The sequence below is a fragment of the Streptomyces sp. NBC_01426 genome, from assembly GCF_036231985.1.
Taxonomy (GTDB): domain Bacteria; phylum Actinomycetota; class Actinomycetes; order Streptomycetales; family Streptomycetaceae; genus Streptomyces.
On the sequence record NZ_CP109500.1, the window covers coordinates 4,749,477 to 4,765,735 of the forward strand.

General features: G+C 72.3%; 14 protein-coding genes and 1 other RNA gene. 13 read left to right on the forward strand and 2 right to left on the reverse strand.

Going from position 1 to position 16,259, the window contains the following annotated elements; all coding sequences use genetic code 11:
- Positions 1 to 2: 2 nt before the first annotated feature.
- The 4 genes from ftsX to ssrA all read left to right on the forward strand — a co-directional run bounded on the left by ftsX (position 3) and on the right by ssrA (position 3,257).
- Positions 3 to 1,025, forward strand: a complete 1,023-nt coding sequence (gene ftsX, locus OG906_RS21015; RefSeq protein WP_267802606.1) for a permease-like cell division protein FtsX — start codon at positions 3 to 5, stop codon at positions 1,023 to 1,025.
- A 67-nt stretch (positions 1,026 to 1,092) separates the two neighbouring features.
- Positions 1,093 to 2,280: a S41 family peptidase gene (locus OG906_RS21020; protein ID WP_329444866.1), complete on the forward strand. Its 1,188-nt coding sequence runs from the start codon at positions 1,093 to 1,095 to the stop codon at positions 2,278 to 2,280.
- Between the two features lie 18 nt (positions 2,281 to 2,298).
- Positions 2,299 to 2,784: an SsrA-binding protein SmpB gene (smpB, locus tag OG906_RS21025; protein WP_053679392.1), complete on the forward strand. Its 486-nt coding sequence runs from the start codon at positions 2,299 to 2,301 to the stop codon at positions 2,782 to 2,784.
- 84 nt (positions 2,785 to 2,868) lie between these two features.
- Positions 2,869 to 3,257, forward strand: a transfer-messenger RNA (tmRNA) gene (gene ssrA, locus OG906_RS21030).
- 224 nt (positions 3,258 to 3,481) lie between these two features.
- On the opposite strand, the gene OG906_RS21035 is transcribed toward ssrA, so the two are convergent.
- On the reverse strand, positions 3,482 to 4,219 hold the full coding sequence (locus OG906_RS21035; RefSeq protein WP_329444868.1) for an SDR family oxidoreductase: 738 nt from the start codon (positions 4,217 to 4,219) through the stop codon (positions 3,482 to 3,484).
- A 154-nt stretch (positions 4,220 to 4,373) separates the two neighbouring features.
- On the opposite strand from OG906_RS21035, the gene OG906_RS21040 reads away from it, so the two are divergent.
- A complete protein-coding gene (locus tag OG906_RS21040) occupies positions 4,374 to 4,946 on the forward strand; it encodes a TetR/AcrR family transcriptional regulator (protein ID WP_329444870.1) in 573 nt (190 codons plus the stop codon).
- Positions 4,947 to 4,953: 7 nt separating this feature from the next.
- Here OG906_RS21040 and OG906_RS21045 read toward each other — a convergent pair whose 3' ends face one another.
- Positions 4,954 to 6,216, reverse strand: coding sequence for an MFS transporter (locus OG906_RS21045; protein WP_329444872.1), 1,263 nt, complete (start codon positions 6,214 to 6,216; stop codon positions 4,954 to 4,956).
- An 84-nt stretch (positions 6,217 to 6,300) separates the two neighbouring features.
- Between OG906_RS21045 and OG906_RS21050 the strand changes: the two genes are divergently transcribed.
- The 8 genes from OG906_RS21050 to OG906_RS21085 all read left to right on the forward strand — a co-directional run bounded on the left by OG906_RS21050 (position 6,301) and on the right by OG906_RS21085 (position 16,183).
- Positions 6,301 to 7,266, forward strand: coding sequence for a LysR family transcriptional regulator (locus OG906_RS21050; RefSeq protein ID WP_267802603.1), 966 nt, complete (start codon positions 6,301 to 6,303; stop codon positions 7,264 to 7,266).
- A gap of 97 nt (positions 7,267 to 7,363) precedes the next feature.
- Positions 7,364 to 8,734 (forward strand): nitrate/nitrite transporter, encoded by a 1,371-nt coding sequence (locus OG906_RS21055; protein ID WP_329444875.1) that lies wholly within the window; start codon positions 7,364 to 7,366, stop codon positions 8,732 to 8,734.
- Positions 8,735 to 8,839: 105 nt separating this feature from the next.
- Entirely contained in the window at positions 8,840 to 9,988 is a 1,149-nt protein-coding gene (locus OG906_RS21060; RefSeq protein ID WP_329444877.1) for a uroporphyrinogen-III synthase, read from the forward strand.
- Positions 9,989 to 10,064: 76 nt separating this feature from the next.
- A complete protein-coding gene (locus tag OG906_RS21065; RefSeq protein WP_329448085.1) occupies positions 10,065 to 10,586 on the forward strand; it encodes a GNAT family N-acetyltransferase in 522 nt (173 codons plus the stop codon).
- Between the two features lie 93 nt (positions 10,587 to 10,679).
- Positions 10,680 to 11,249 (forward strand): CGNR zinc finger domain-containing protein, encoded by a 570-nt coding sequence (locus OG906_RS21070; RefSeq protein ID WP_267802607.1) that lies wholly within the window; start codon positions 10,680 to 10,682, stop codon positions 11,247 to 11,249.
- Positions 11,250 to 11,387: 138 nt separating this feature from the next.
- On the forward strand, positions 11,388 to 13,694 hold the full coding sequence (locus OG906_RS21075; protein WP_329444878.1) for a HelD family protein: 2,307 nt from the start codon (positions 11,388 to 11,390) through the stop codon (positions 13,692 to 13,694).
- A gap of 463 nt (positions 13,695 to 14,157) precedes the next feature.
- Complete coding sequence (locus OG906_RS21080) at positions 14,158 to 15,561, forward strand: NAD-dependent malic enzyme (RefSeq protein ID WP_267802599.1); 1,404 nt, start codon at positions 14,158 to 14,160, stop codon at positions 15,559 to 15,561.
- A 340-nt stretch (positions 15,562 to 15,901) separates the two neighbouring features.
- Positions 15,902 to 16,183 carry an HU family DNA-binding protein gene (locus OG906_RS21085; protein ID WP_007264399.1) on the forward strand — a complete coding sequence of 94 codons (282 nt, stop codon included), beginning with the start codon at positions 15,902 to 15,904 and terminating at the stop codon, positions 16,181 to 16,183.
- Positions 16,184 to 16,259 lie beyond the last annotated feature (76 nt).

A 16,259-nucleotide genomic window follows, 5' to 3' on the forward strand; every position in this document is an offset into this window, starting at 1 on the left:
CCATGCGCGCCCAGTTCGTCATGTCGGAGATCGGCGTCGGTCTCCGTCGCAATCTCACCATGACCTTCGCGGTCATCATCTCCGTGGCCCTGTCGCTGGCCCTGTTCGGTGGCTCCCTGCTCATGCGCGACCAGGTCAGCGCGATGAAGGGGTACTGGTACGGCAAGGTCAACGTCACGGTCTACCTCTGCAACAAGAGCGACGCCAAGGACGCCACCGACGCTGCCAAGGCCGCCGAGACGCCCGCCGCGGACCCGGCGAAGCCCGACGCGAACAAGCCCGACCCCACCAAGGGCAACGCCGGGTCGGAGCGGGGCAGGCAGCCCTGTGAGAAGGGCGCGGTCACCGATGCGCAGAAGAAGCAGATCGAGACCGACCTGAAGAAGATCGACCTCGTCCAGAACGTCGTGTACGAGTCATCCGACGAGGCGTTCAAGCACTACAAGGAGCGGTACGGGGACACCGCGCTGGCCTCGGTCGTCACCCCGGACCAGATGCCCGACTCCTTCCGGGTCAAGCTGAAGAACCCGGAACAGTACGGGGTCATCACCAGCGCCTTCTCGGGGCGTGAGGGCGTCCAGTCGGTCCAGGACCAGAACCGCGAGGTCGAGAGCCTCTTCAGCCTGCTCGGCTCCCTCAACTGGGCCGCGCTCGGCATCATGTTGATCATGCTGATCGTGGCGTTGCTGCTGATCGTCAACACGGTGCGCGTCTCGGCGTTCAGCCGTCGGCGGGAAACCGGCATCATGCGACTGGTGGGCGCGTCCAGCTTCTACATCCAGGTGCCGTTCATCATGGAGGCGGCCGTCGCCGGCCTCATCGGCGCGGTGCTCGCCTGCGGAATGCTCGGCGCCGGCCAGTACTTCGTGATCGACCACGGCGTGACGCTCCGCGACAAGCTGGAGTTGATCAACTTCATCGGCTGGGACTCCGTCCTCACCAAGCTGCCGCTGGTGCTCGCCATCGGGCTGCTGATGCCCTCCCTGGCGGCGTTCATCGCGTTGCGCAAGTACCTGAAGGTGTGACAAGCGCCCCGTGTGCGGTCCGGTCAACCCACCGTGCCGCCGCGGGGCTTGTCCTAGACTCGGCGCCATGCCGGGCCCACCCCCTCTCTGTCTCCGGCCCCGTGACCTGCGTCGCGGGGCCGCTTTGACGTTGGCTTTCCTCGCGGCCGTCGGTACCGCCGCGGGCACCGGCTGCTGGGACCGCGCGGACGCCGTGGACACGGCGGGGGTCCTGGTGGTCCGTACGCACGACAAGGCCGCGGGCACGCCCTCGGCGGGCACCGCCGACCGGGACGCCGTCGCGCGCGCCGCCGCCGAGGCCGCGGCCGAGGGCAAGTCCGGCAAGAAGGCCGCCCAGGACGTCGTCAGCCGCAGCGGGGACCGCTGGGGCATGGTCTACGACCAGAACGAGTACGCGGCCTTCGCCGAGGACCTGGACGGCCGCTGGACCGGTGTCGGGCTCTGGGCCGAACGCCGCGCCGACGGCCGGATCGAGGTGGACCGGGTACAGCCCGGCAGCCCCGCCTCCCGGGCCGGGCTGCGGGCGGGCGACCGGCTGCGGAGCGTGGACGGCAAGGGCGTCACCGGCCTGTCGGTCGCCGACGTGGTGGCCCTCCTGCGGGGCGAGGCGGGCACTCCGGTGGTGCTGGGCCTCGGCCGGGCCGGCGCCGACTTCACCGAGACCGTCCGCCGGCAGCAACTGCGCGTCGAGCCGGTGACGGTGCGCCGCCTCGCGGACGGGGTCACCGTCATCAAGGTCGCCTCGTTCACGCGGGGTTCGGGGGAGCGGGTGCGGGACGCCGTCCGCGCGGCCCCGCCGGGCGCGGGCCTGATGCTGGACCTGCGCGGGAACCCGGGCGGGCTGGTCACCGAGGCGGTGACCGCGGCCTCCGCGTTCCTCGACGGCGGTCTGGTGGCCACCTACGACGTACGGGGCTCCGAGCGGGCCCTGTACGCGGAGCCCGGCGGGGACACTGCGCGGCCGCTGGTGGCCCTGGTCGACGGCGGCACGATGAGCGCGGCCGAACTGGTCACCGGCGCCCTCCAGGACCGGGGCCGCGCGGTGACGGTCGGCAGCCGCACCTTCGGCAAGGGCTCGGTGCAGATGCCGACGGAGCTCCCGGACGGTTCGGTGGCCGAGCTGACGGTCGGTACGTACCGCACGCCGGCGGGCCGCAGCCTCGACGGCAGCGGCATCGACCCCGACCTGTCGGCGGCCGAGGGGACCGAGGAGCGGGCCCGCAAGGTATTGGGTGGCCTCAGGGTGGGTCGGTAGTGCGAAAATGACCGCACTATGGCTAAGGAAAAAGGGCGCAAGCTGATCGCCCAGAACAAGAAGGCGCGGCACGACTACACGATCCTCGACACCTACGAGTGCGGTCTCGTGCTCACGGGCACCGAGGTCAAGTCCCTGCGTCAGGGTCGGGCGTCGCTGGTGGACGGCTTCGTGTCGATGGAGGGCAACGAGGCCTGGCTGTACAACGTGCACGTGCCGGAGTACAGCCAGGGCACGTGGACGAACCACAGCTCGCGGCGCAAGCGCAAGCTCCTGATGCACCGGGAGGAGATCGACAAGCTGGACTCGAAGTCGTCGGAGTCGGGTCACACGATCGTGCCCCTGTCCCTGTACTTCAAGGACGGCCGCGCGAAGGTCGAGATCGCGCTGGCCAAGGGCAAGAAGGAGTACGACAAGCGACAGACCCTGCGGGAGAAGCAGGACACCCGCGAGACGAACCGCGCCGTGGCGGCCGTTCGACGCAAGCAGCGGGGCACGGTGTAATCACCTGGCATTCCGAGGTCCACTTCGCGTACGATGGCGTCAGCGCCTCCCGCTCGCGGGTGGGGTCACTTGATAAAAAAACATGGGGATGATCGGTTTCGACAGCGGATGTCGATGTAGGGGAAGCGAGCCGAGGAAGCGGCAATGATCTCGTAAACCATATGTCGCAAACAATAATCGCCAACTCCAAGAGCGATAACTCCCGCTTCACCCTCGCTGCCTAATAACAGTGAGCTGAAGCCTCTGTGAGGAGCGTCAGCCCGGAAGTGGTCCCGGTCCGGATCCTGGCGTCAACTAGGGATCTAAACCTCTAGCCCCGGTCACGGGGGTTTGAGGGAAATCAAACAGTGACTGAGCCCGTCGGAGACTTGTCCGTGTGATCTCCGGGGCTGAGAAAAGCGCAGCGGAATGCGCTCGGAGAAGCCCTGCTTCTGCACCGTTGGACGCGGGTTCGATTCCCGCCATCTCCACTCATCCCATGTGGGCAAAGGCCCCGCGGCTCCGGCTGCGGGGCCTTTGTCATGCCCGGGGGCGTCGGGCCCCGTGCCAGGGTCGGGCGGCGATCCGGTCGACCGTGCCAGGGTCGGACGGTGATCCGGTCGACCGTGCCAGGGTCGGACGGTGATCCGGTCGACCGTGCCAGGGTCGGGCGGCGATCCGGTCAGGCTCGTGCGAGGGCGGCCGGGCGGTGATCCGGTCAGGCCTGCGCCGTGGGTCGGACGATGATCTCGCCGATGTCGATGCCGTCGGGCTGTTCGATCGCGTAACCGATGGCGGAGGCGACGGCCGAGGGCGGCATGGCGATCTCGTCGCGCTGCCGGATCATCGCCGCCGCGACCTCGGGACCGGCCCCCTTGCCGACGCCCTCGGTATGGGTGAAGCCGGGCGAGACCAGGGTCACGCGCAGGTCGGGGCCCGCTTCCTGACGCAGTCCCTCGGTGAGCACCTTCACCGCCGTCTTGGTGGCCGCGTAGACGGCCTGGGGCGACTTGACGACGTGGGCCGCGGTGGAGCCGACGTTGACGAAGTGGCCCGAGTGCTGTCGGCGGAAGATGGGCAGGGCCGCCCCGATGCCGTTGAGCAGGCCCGTGACGTGGGTGGAGACCATGGCGTCCCAGTCGTCTTGGCGCAGGTCGTCGAACGGCGAGACGGCCATCGTGCCCGCGTTGGAGACGAGCACGTCGAGCCGGCCGAACCGGTCGACGGCCGTGTCCGTCAGACGCCGGAGGTCCGCGCGGCGCGTGACGTCCACGACCACGCCGACGGCGCTGCCGCCCTTGGCGGTGATGCCGTCCACGACCGCGTTCAGCCGGTCCTCCCTGCGGCCGCCGAGCACGAGCCGGGCGCCCCTCTCGGCGAGGTGGACGGCGGTCGCCTCGCCGATGCCGCTGCCGGCGCCCGTGATCGCGACGACCTTGCCCCGAATACCCGACATGATCAGCTTCCTTACGTGGGTGCGCGCCGATGGAGGTGGTGACCTACAGTGAAGTGGGGAGTCCCCCACTTTCTCCAGGCTAAGTGGGGGCCTCCCCACTTGGCAAGTCGAGGGGCGCTCGCGAAGAGCGCCCGAGAGGGGATGGCGAACGCTGATGACCGACGGAGCGGACCGGCCGTTGCGGGCCGACGCGCGGCGCAACAGGGAGCGGATCCTCACCGCCGCCGTGCGCGTGTTCACCACGCAGGGGCTGGACGCGCGGATGGAGCACATCGCCAAGGAGGCGGGCGTGGGCAGCGCGACGCTGTACCGCAACTTCCCCACCCGGGAGGTCCTGGTGGAGGCGGTCTACCGCAACGAGGTGGCCCAACTGTGCGACGCGGCCCCCGCGCTGCTCGCGAAGGAGTCGCCCGCCGAGGCCCTGCGCGCGTGGACCCGCCTCTTCCTGGACTACGTCACCGCCAAGTACGGGATGATCGACGCCCTGCGCGCCATCGCCGCGACCGGGGGCAACCCCTACGGACACAGCCGGGAGATGATCCAGGGCGCCATCGCCTCGCTCATGGACGCGTGCGTGGCCGCCGGGGTGATCCGTACCGACATCGGGCCCGCCGACGTCGCCGCCGCGCTCGAAGGCATCGCCCTCACCTCGGCGGGCGCCGAGCACCGCCGGCAGGCCGAGCGGCTGCTCGACCTCACCCTGGACGGCCTCGCGGTCCGCCCCTGAGGTCGCGTCAGCCGGTACGTACGACGGGTGCGCGGGACGCGAGGCCGATCAGGAGCGCGGCCAGGGCCGCCGCGGCCGGCAGGGCGTAGGCGGAGGTGGTGCCGAGGTGTTCGACGACGGCGCCGGCCGTCGCGGAGCCCGCGGCGATGCCCGCGAGGATCGCGGTGACGGCGAGGGTCATGCCCTCGTTGAGGCGTCCCTCGGGCGTGCGGCGGTGGACCTCGGACATGGCCGTCACCATCGTCGGGGCCGTGGCCGCGCCCGCCAAGAGCAGGGCCAGGGCCAGCGGGACGAGCGAACCGCCGGCCGCCGCCGCCCAGGGGAGGGCCATCGCCGCGCACAGGGCGACCAGGCAGACGCGCAGGCCGCGCGGCCGCCGGGTGCCGTAGAGCAGACCGGCGGCGCAGGAGCCGGCGGCCTGGAGGGCCAGGACCGGGCCCGCGGCGGCGCCGAGGCCGTGGGCGTCGAGGTGGGCGATCGAGGTGACCTCCATCGACCCGAAGATCACGCCGGTGGCGGCGAAGAGGCCGAGGAGCGGCAGCAGGGCGGGCAGCGGAGACGAGGAGGGGGCGGGGCGGACCCCGGTGGGCGGCGGCTCGGTGGCGCGCTGCGCCGTGAAGACCAGCATGCCGACGAGGAGCAGCGACGCGGCGACGAGGGTCCCGGCCTCCGGGAAGACGAGCGTGCACAGCGACGCGGCGGCGACCGGGCCGAGCAGGTAGCAGAGTTCGTCGGCAGCCTGCTCGAAGGACATCGCCGTGTGGTGGTCGGCCGGGGCGTCGCGCAGCAGCAGGGTCCAGCGGGCCCGGGACATGCCCCCGATGTTGGGGGTGGTGGCCGTCGCCGCGTACGAGGCGAACAGGGTCCAGGTGGGGGCCTGCGTACGGACGCACGCGATCAGGCAGAGCGAACCGAGGACCGCGATCAGCGTGGCGGGGACGGCGATCCGGGCCTGCCCGAAGCGGTCGACCAGTCGGGCCGTCCACGGCGCGACGAGGGCCGTCGCGGCGAGGCCGGTGGCGGTGACCGCCCCGGCGAGGGCGTACGAGCCGCGCTGGCCGGCGATCATCATCACCGCGCTGATCCCGAACATGCCCATGGGTAGCCGGGCGACGAGGTTCCCGGTGGTGAAGGCACGGGTGCCGGGTCGGGCGAAGAGGCGGCGGTAGGGGCCGCCCCGGGGCGCGCGGGGGCGCGGACGCGGGGGCGGCGGCGGGCCGGTCAGGACGAGGGTGGAGCCGGTGACGGTCATCAGGGTCGGGGCGGGCATGGCTCAAGGCTGCGGTCCGGTCCCCGGCCGGGTCCAACACCTGTTCACGGCCCATTCACCGGTTTCCGTTGTTAGTGTCCGGGGGTGATCTCCCGTGATGTGGACCCCCGCCTGCTGCGCGGGTTCGTGGCCGTGGCCGAGGAACTGCACTTCTCCCGCGCCGCCGCCCGCCTGTACGTCGCCCAGCAGGCCCTCAGCAGGGACATCCGCCGGCTGGAGGAGACCCTGGGCGCGGCGCTGTTCACCCGCACGACCCGGGCCGTGGAACTGACCGCCGACGGGCAGCGGCTGCTGCCGCTCGCGCACAAGGTGCTGGCCGCCCACACCGAACTGGCCTCCGCCTTCGCCGAACCCGGGCCGCTGCTCGTCGACCTGAACAGCGACGGCCCGAGTTCCGCGCGCAGCGTGCTGGACCGGGCCCGCGCGCTCGCCCCGGGCTGCGAACTGATGGCCCGCTTCGAGAGCGGGCTGACCCATGCCGCGGCGGAGATCGCGGCCGGCCGCCTCGACGTGTCCTTCGGCTACGCGCACGGCCTGGAGCCCGCGCCGCGCGCCCGCCTCGCCCACACCCTCGTCCGGTACGAGCCGCTCGCCGTGCTGCTGCCCGACGGGCACCCGCTGGCGGCGCTGGACCGGGTGCCGCTGGCGGCCCTGGCCGGGGAGACCGTGTACGCGGGGGCCGGCAACCCGCGGACCCTGGAGTGGACCCGGCTGGCGCGGGAACTGTTCGCCGGGCGGGGCATCGCGCCGGCGCCGCCCGCGCCGGTGGCCGTCGGCAAGGAGGAGTTCGGGCGGGTGATGGCCAAGACCCGCACCCCGGTCCTGGTCACCGTCGACTTCACCGACCTGCCCGGCTGCGCGAAGCGCCCGCTGGTCGCACCCGTGCCGCTGTCCCCGCTGTCGATGGTGTGGCGCAAGGGGCTGCGGCACCCGGGCCTGGACGCCCTCCGACGGGCGGCCGCCGAGCTGGCCGCCGAACGGGGATGGCTGGAGGTGCCGGCCGGGAGCCTGCTGCCGGCCGCGCTCACAGGCGGCCCCGACGCCGGGTGAGTGCACGGTATCCCCCCGGTCATCGGAGGATGACCCGGGCCGAAACGCGCGCTTCCTACGGTCGTCACCACGGACGCGACAGCTGTGGAGGCGTGTGATGACCGGAACGACCGCACCGCGCAAGGGAGGCCGCTGGATCGAGCGGTGGGATCCGGAGGACGAGGTCTTCTGGCGGGAGACCGGGGAGCGGGTGGCGCGGCGCAACCTCCTCTACTCGGTGCTCTCCGAACACATCGGGTTCTCCGTCTGGTCGCTGTGGTCGGTGATGGTGCTCTTCATGGGCCCGGCGTACGGCATCGACCCGGCCGGGAAGTTCTTCCTCATCGCCACCGCCACGGCCGTCGGCGCCCTCGTCCGGATCCCCTACACCTTCGCCGTCGCCCGCTTCGGCGGGCGCAACTGGACCGTGGTCAGCGCCCTGCTGCTGCTCGCGCCGACCGTGGCCGCGCTGGTCGTCATGGAGCCCGGCACCTCCTACGGCACCTTCCTCGCCGTCGCCGCCCTGACCGGCGTGGGCGGGGGCAACTTCGCCTCCTCCATGACCAACATCAACGCGTTCTTCCCGCTGCGCAAGAAGGGCTGGGCGCTCGGACTGAACGCGGGCGGCGGCAACATCGGCGTGCCCGTCGTGCAGCTCGCGGCCCTGCTGGTCATCGGGACCGCCGGCGCCGGCCACCCCCGGCTGCTGCTCGCGGTCTACGTCCCGCTGATCGTGACCGCGGCCGCGCTGGCCCTCGTACGGATGGACAACCTGGCGCCGGTGCGCAGCGACGTGGGCGCGGTCCGGGACGCGGCCCGGGACCCGCACACCTGGATCATGGCCTTCCTGTACATCGGCACCTTCGGCTCCTTCATCGGCTACGGCTTCGCCTTCGGGCTGGTGCTCCAGACCCAGTTCGGGCGGACCCCGCTCCAGGCCGCCTCGCTGACCTTCATCGGACCGCTGCTCGGCTCACTGGTGCGACCGGTGGGCGGCGCGCTCGCCGACCGGCTCGGCGGCGCCCGCATCACCCTGGCCGCGTTCGTGGCGATGGCGGTCGCGACCTCGGTGGTGATCCTGGCCTCCGTACGGGAGTCGCTTCCCGTGTTCCTGGTGGGCTTCGTGGCGCTGTTCGCGCTGAGCGGCCTCGGCAACGGCTCCACGTACAAGATGATCCCCGGCATCTTCCAGGCGAAGGCCCTGGCGCAGGGCCTGGGTGCCGAGGAGGCCGCCGCCCGCGGGCGGCGGCTGTCCGGGGCCGCGATGGGGCTGATCGGCGCCGTGGGGGCCCTCGGCGGCCTCGGCATCAACCTGGTGTTCCGGGAGGCGTTCTCCCGCTCCGGGTCGGGCACGGCCGCCTTCGTGACCTTCCTCGGCTTCTACGCGGTGTGCTGCGCGGTGACCTGGGCGGTATACCTTCGCCGCCCGGCCACCGCATCCGTCACCGGACCGCAGGCGTCGGCGAAGCCGCAGCTCACCTCGGTGTAACGCCGGTTAACGGCGACGAAATACGACGGAACCGAGCCCGACACGGCGACTTGGCAGGCTCGGCCCCCGTTACGCGCGCACCTCTCGGGCAAGGCAGGACACCACATGGACGCTCCGGACACCGGCCCGCTCGCCGGCTTCACCGTCGGGGTCACCGCCGCCCGGCGGGCCGACGACCTGATCGCCCTGCTGCGCCGGCGCGGGGCCTCCGTGCTGCACGCGCCCGCCCTGCGGATCGTTCCGCTCGCCGACGACGGTGAACTCCTCGCCGCCACCAAGGAACTGATCCACCGCACACCGGACGCCGTGGTGGCGACCACCGCCATCGGATTCCGCGGCTGGATCGAGGCCGCCGACGGATGGGGGATCGGCGAGGAACTCCTCGACCGGCTGCGCTCCACCGAACTGCTCGCGCGCGGGCCGAAGGTGAAGGGCGCCGTACGGGCCGCCGGGCTGGTGGAGGCCTGGTCACCCGCCTCCGAGTCCCTCGCCGAGGTACTGGACCGGCTGCTCGCCCAGGGGGTGGCCGGGCGGCGGATCGCCCTCCAACTGCACGGCGAACCGCTGCCCGGCTTCGTCGAATCCCTGCGGGCGGGCGGCGCCGAGGTCGTGGTGGTGCCCGTCTACCGCTGGATGCCGCCCCAGGACCCGGCGCCGCTCGACCGGCTGCTGGACGCGGTGGCCGCCGGCGGCCTGGACGCCGTCGCCTTCACCTCGGCGCCGGCCGTCGTCTCGATGCTGTCCCGCGCCGACCACCTGGGGATGCGGGAGGCGGTCCTCGCGGGGCTGCGCGGCGACGTGCTCTCCGCGTGCGTGGGGCCGGTGACCGCGCTCCCGTTGCAGGCCGAGGGAGTGGTCACGGTGCAGCCGGAACGCTTCCGGCTGGGGCCCCTCGTCCAACTGCTCTGCCAGGAAATGCCGGCGCGGGCCCGGGTGCTGCCGGTCGCCGGGCACCGCCTGGAGATCCGGGGCCACGCGGTGCTGGTCGACGCCGAACTGCGGCCGGTGCCGCCGGCCGGGATGGCCCTGCTCGCGGCGCTGGTCCGCCGGCCGGGGTGGGTCGTGGGCCGGGCGGACCTGCTGCGGGCGCTGCCGGGCGCCGGGCGGGACGAACACGCCGTGGAGACGGCGATGGCCCGGCTGCGGGTGGCGTTGGGGGCGCCGAGGCTGATCCAGACGGTGGTCAAACGGGGCTACCGGCTGTCCGTGGACGCGGGCGCGGCCGGTGACTGCGGGGTGCCTCCGGCGGGCTGAGGGGGCCCCGGCCGGGGGGTGTCGGCGGCGGGAGGGTCTGCGTTAGCGTGCCGTCGTGATCATTGACGGGGTGGAGATGCGGGGCGTCCGGATCGAGGACGCCGCCGGCCTGGCCGACGTACTGCGGCGCAACCGGGCCTACATGGCCCCCTTCGAGCCGTACCGGGACGAGCGGTTCTACACCGAGGCCGGCCAGCGCGACCGGATCGCGGGCCTGCTCGCGGAGCGGGACGGCGGACGCACCCTGCCGTTCACCCTCGTCGCCGGCGACGTCCCCGTCGGCGGGATCAACCTCGGCGGCATCGCCCTCGGACCGCTGCGCAGCGGCGGCGTCGGGTACTGGATCGACGAGGCCTGGACCGGGAAGGGACTGGCCACCGCCGCCGTCGAGGAGGTCTGCCGGATCGCCCGCGACGAGCTGGGCCTGCACCGGATCGAGGCGGGCACGCTCGTCGACAACCTGGCCTCGCAGCGGGTGTTGGCGAAGACCGGCTTCGAGCAGTACGGCCTCGCCCCCCGGTTCCTCCACATCGACGGCGCCTGGCGCGACCACCGCCTCTTCCAACGGATCCTGCACGACGACCCGCCCGCCCTGTAGCGCTGTGAACCCTTCCGGTCACAGCACTAGCCGCTTCGTCGGTGGGCGGGCACTCTGGGGAGGCGGCCCACGGCAACCGAGGCGGTGACCGGTATGTGGTTCGACTCCGGGAGGGTCTGCCTGGACCTGGTGGCCACCTTCGACGCCCATCGGCACGCCGAGGGCATCCGCGACGGCGACGAGCTGCGCCTGTGGCTCGTCGGGGCCGGGCTGGTGCCCGACCGGACGCCGCTGGGCCGGCTGGGGCCCGACTGGATCGAGGCCTTCCGGGCGCTGCGCGCCGACGTGGAGAGCCTCGTACGGGCCGAACTGGCCGGCGCCGGGCCCGACGAGGGCGCGCTCGCCCGGGTCAACGCGGCGGCCGCCGGTCCACCCCCGGGACTGTGTGCCGTTCGCGACCAGGAGGGCCGGCTCGTACGGGAGTTGTGCGCGGGCGTGGAGTGCCCCGGGCTGCTGGCGGCGGTGGCCCGCGACGCCGTCGAACTGCTGACCGACCCCGGCGACCGGGCACTGCTGCGGGCCTGCGAGGGCGAGGGCTGCGCCCGGGTCTACCTCGACACCTCGCGGGGCCACCGGCGCCGCTGGTGCTCCAGCGAGTCGTGCGGGAACCGCGAACGCGTCGCCCGGCACCGGCGCCGGGTGCTCGCCGCCGGATCCGCCTGAGCGGGCCCCCGGCCCCGGGGCTCGGCCGTTCGTGCGGCCGTTCGTGTGATCCGTGGACGGTCCCGGAACGGGCGTGCGGACAAGGCCCTGGTTCGCGTACGGTTGACGGTCGCCCATGCACGTCAGAAGGGGGCCTTGGTGGCCGCGCAGAATGCCGCTGTCGACAGCACGGCGGATTCCGTCCGCGATCGGGAGATCGCGGTCGAGCAGACGCATCTCGATCACGTGTACCGACGCCTTGAGGAGAAGATCCACGAGGCGGAGTTCCTGATGAACGACGCCGCCAAACGCGGGCAGGTCGGCACGCCCGGCGCGCTCGCCGAGCGCGACGCGCAGGTCTTTCGCGCCGGGATCCACCTCAACCGGCTCAACAACGAGTTCGAGGACTTCCTCTTCGGCCGGATCGACCTCGTCCTCGGCAAGGACGGGGAACGCGGCCCGGACGGCGCGTACACCTCGGTCGAGCCGGCCGACGACGCGATTCGCGCCGATCTCACCGCCGACATCGCGGAGACCCTGCGCATCGGGCGGATCGGCGTACTCGACTCCGACTACGCGCCGCTCGTCATCGACTGGCGGGCGCCGGCGGCCGCGCCGTTCTACCGCTCGACGCCGAAGGAACCCGGCCGGGTCGTGCGCCGCCGGGTGATCCGATCCAAGGGCCGCAAGGTGCTCGGCGTCGAGGACGACCTGATGCGCCCCGAGGTCACCGCCTCGCTCGACGGCGAGGAACTGCCCGCCATCGGCGACGGCGCCCTGATGGCGGCGCTCGGGCGGGCCCGTACGCACTCGATGCGGGACATCGTCTCGTCCATCCAGGCCGAGCAGGACCTGGTCATCCGGGCCCCCGCCGCCTCCGTCGCGGAGGTCGCCGGCGGGCCCGGCACCGGGAAGACGGCCGTGGCCCTGCACCGGGCCGCCTACCTGCTGTACCAGGACCGGCGGCGCTACTCCGGCGGCATCCTGATCGTCTCCCCGACCCCGCTGCTCGTCGCCTACACCGAGGGCGTGCTGCCCTCGCTCGGCGAGGAGGGGCAGGTCGCCATCAGGGCACTCGGCTCGCTCGTCGACGGGGCCGAGGCGACCACGTACGACGATCCGGCCGTGGCCCGCGTCAAGGGCTCCTCCCGGATGCTCAAGGTGCTGCGCAAGGCCGTACGGGGCGCCCTGGAACTCGGCGACGCGCCGGAGCGGCTGCGCGTGGTGGCCTTCGGCCGCCGCCAGGAGCTGGAGGCCGACGAACTGGAGCGGATCCGACAGAACGCGCTCGGCGGCACCGCGCCGGTGAACCTGCTGCGCCCGCGCGCCCGCAAGCTGCTGCTGGACGCCCTGTACGCGAAGTCCGGCGCGACCGGCCGGCACAGCGACCCGGAACTCGCCGCCGAACTGCGGTCCGCCTTCGACGAGGACATCTCGACGGAGGACGCCTTCATCGACTTCCTGAACGCCTGGTGGCCCGAGCTCACCCCGCGCGGGGTGCTGGCCGCGATGGCCGACGAACGCAGGCTCGGCCGCTGGTCGCGACGGGACCTGAACCCCCGTGAGGCGCGCCGGTTGGCCCGCTCGCTGCGCCGGGTCGGCCCGGACGGCAAGGGGCCGCTGTCGGTGCACGACGTCGCGCTGCTCGACGAGCTCCAGCAACTGCTCGGGGCGCCCGCGCGACCCAAGCGGAAGCGGGAACTCAACCCGCTGGACCAGCTCAGCGGGCTGGAGGAGCTGATGCCGACCCGCGAGGAGACCCAGTGGGAGCGGGCCGAGCGGCTCGCGGCGGAGCGCACCGAGTACGCGCACGTCATCGTCGACGAGGCGCAGGACCTGACGCCGATGCAGTGGAGGATGGTGGGCCGCCGGGGCCGGCACGGCACCTGGACGGTCGTCGGCGACCCGGCGCAGTCCTCCTGGACGGATCCGCAGGAGGCGGCGGCGGCCCGCGACGAGGCCCTCGGGTCCCGGCCGCGCCGGCGCTTCACGCTGACCGTGAACTACCGCAACCCCGCCGAGGTCGCCGAGGTCGCGGCCCGGGTGCTGAAACTGGCCATGCCCGGGATGGAGCCGCCGACCGCGGTGCGCTCCACGGGTCTGGAGCCCCGCTTCACGGCCGCCGCGGGCGATCTGGGCGAGAGCGTCCGCGAGGAGACCCGGCGGCTGCTGGACCAGGTGGACGGCACGGTGGGCGTGGTCGTGGCCATGGACCGCCGGGCGGAGGCGGCCGGATGGCTGGCCGACCTGGGCGAACGCGCGGTCGCGCTGGGCAGCCTGGAGGCGAAGGGGCTGGAGTACGACGCCACCGTGGTGGTGTCCCCGGCGGAGATCGCGGACGAGTCCGAGGCCGGGCTGCGGGTGCTGTACGTCGCCCTGACGCGCGCCACGCAGCAGCTGACCGTGGTCTCGGCCGAACGCGACACCCCCGACGGGGAGGGCGTCCCGACGCTGCTGCGCCCGTAGGCCCCCTCGGACCGGGCCCCGGTGGTCGTGTCCGCCGGGGCGATGGGCCGATTGGCCCGCGACCAGGGGTGTGGTCCAAGAGTCAAGTGCCTGGAGGGGGGTCGCTTCCGGCGATCCTTTGTTAGCCTGGGTACGGCACCGACTCGATCCAAGCCCCCGGGCCCAACCTTCGTCGCCCAGAGCGACCACTTGCCGCGAGGCGAGCATGGCGGGTCGGTGTCATCTACGTGAAGAACAGGTCTGCCCCGACACTTCGGTGCCGGGGCAGACCTGTTTTGCGTGGCCGAAACCCTTCCAGGAGTCCTCCATATCTCGTATGGTGGAAGTGTCTTTCCGAAATTTGTAGCTGGTTACCTTTTACCGGCTGGTAGGTGGGACGATCGGACAAGAGGTCCTGCCGCACCCGCCGTGCGCCGGGGCCCTGTGTGTACAGAAAAACCAGGGACAGAAGAGGAACACGGCCATGGCAACGGCGCCCAGCGTCTCGTACTCGATGACGGTCCGCCTGGAAGTGCCCGCGAGCGGTACCGCGGTCTCCCAGCTGACCACCGCCGTGGAGTCTTCCGGAGGATCCGTCACCGGCCTCGACGTGACCGCATCGGGTCACGAGAAGCTCCGCATCGACGTCACCATCGCCGCGACCTCCACCGCGCACGCCGACGAGATCGTCGAGAAGCTGCGCGGGATCGAGGGCGTCAGCCTGGGCAAGGTCTCCGACCGAACCTTCCTGATGCACCTCGGCGGCAAGATCGAGATGGCGTCCAAGCACCCCATCCGCAACCGTGACGACCTCTCGATGATCTACACCCCGGGCGTGGCCCGCGTGTGCATGGCGATCGCCGAGAACCCCGAGGACGCTAGGCGCCTCACCATCAAGCGCAATTCCGTCGCAGTCGTGACGGACGGCTCCGCCGTACTGGGCCTCGGCAACATCGGCCCGATGGCCGCGCTGCCCGTCATGGAGGGCAAGGCGGCCCTCTTCAAGCGGTTCGCCGGCATCGACGCGTGGCCGATCTGCCTCGACACCCAGGACACCGACGCGATCGTCGAGATCGTCAAGGCGATCGCCCCCGGCTTCGCGGGCATCAACCTGGAGGACATCTCCGCGCCGCGCTGCTTCGAGATCGAGGCCCGCCTGCGCGAGGCCCTCGACATCCCCGTCTTCCACGACGACCAGCACGGCACCGCCATCGTCGTCCTGGCCGCCCTCACCAACGCACTGCGCGTGGTGGGCAAGGCAGTTGGCGACGTCAAGGTCGTCATGTCGGGCGCCGGCGCGGCCGGCACGGCCATCCTCAAGCTGCTCCTCGCGGCCGGCGTGAAGAACGCCGTCAGCGCCGACATCCACGGTGTCGTGCACGCGGGTCGCCCCGACCTCGTCGACGCGGCGGCCGACTCCCCGCTGCGCTGGATCGCGGACAACACCAACCCCGAGGGCTACACGGGCACCCTCAAGGAGGCCGTCGTCGGAGCCGACGTCTTCATCGGCGTCTCCGCCCCGAACGTCCTGAACGGTGACGACGTGGCGGCCATGGCGGAAGGCGCCATCGTGTTCGCGCTCGCGAACCCGGACCCCGAGGTCGACCCCGCGATCGCCCGTCAGACGGCCGCCGTCGTGGCCACCGGACGCTCCGACTTCCCCAACCAGATCAACAACGTCCTGGTCTTCCCGGGCGTCTTCCGCGGCCTGCTGGACGCCCAGTCCCGCACCGTGAACACGGACATGATGCTGGCCGCCGCGAGCGCGCTGGCGGACGTGGTCGGCGAGGACGAGCTGAACGCGAACTACATCATCCCGTCCGTTTTCAACGACAAGGTCGCGGGCGCGGTCGCCGGAGCGGTCCGCAAGGCCGCCTCCGGAGCGTGAACATCGCTGTGACGGCCCTCACGGCCCCCTGATACCGGCGCGTCGTGAGATGCGGGCCCGCCCGGCCGCCTCTAGGGTTGCGGGGATGCCGGCGTGGCCCGCGGTCCGCATCCATCCGAACCCTCGGATGCGGACGGAGCGTCACCGCGGCGTGACAGTGGCGCTTTTCGTGTGACCCTGGCGGGTGCCGGATTGGCTTTCCCGCCGCTGGTGGGGGCAGGATGCGTAACCGGGCGAGAGGGTCTGACGTTCAGACCCGGGTCCGGGGACTGTCCTAGGGCCCTGGCAGCATCGGCTTCGATCTCACGCCTCTAAGGCACGTTGAACACGGGAGTACAACATGAACCGCAGTGAGCTGGTGGCCGCTCTGTCCGAGCGCGCCGAGGTGACCCGCAAGGACGCCGACGCCGTTCTGGCCGCGCTCGCCGAGACCGTCGGCGAGATCGTCGCCAAGGGCGACGAGAAGGTCACCATCCCCGGCTTCCTGACCTTCGAGCGCACCCACCGTGCCGCTCGCACCGCGCGCAACCCGCAGACCGGCGACCCCATCCAGATCCCGGCCGGCTACAGCGTGAAGGTCTCCGCGGGCTCCAAGCTCAAGGAAGCCGCCAAGGGCAAGTAGTACCGCCCTTGTGCCGAGGGCCGCACCGGCCCTCGGGACGGCAGCAGTACACACGAAAGCCGAAGGGCGGCCACCC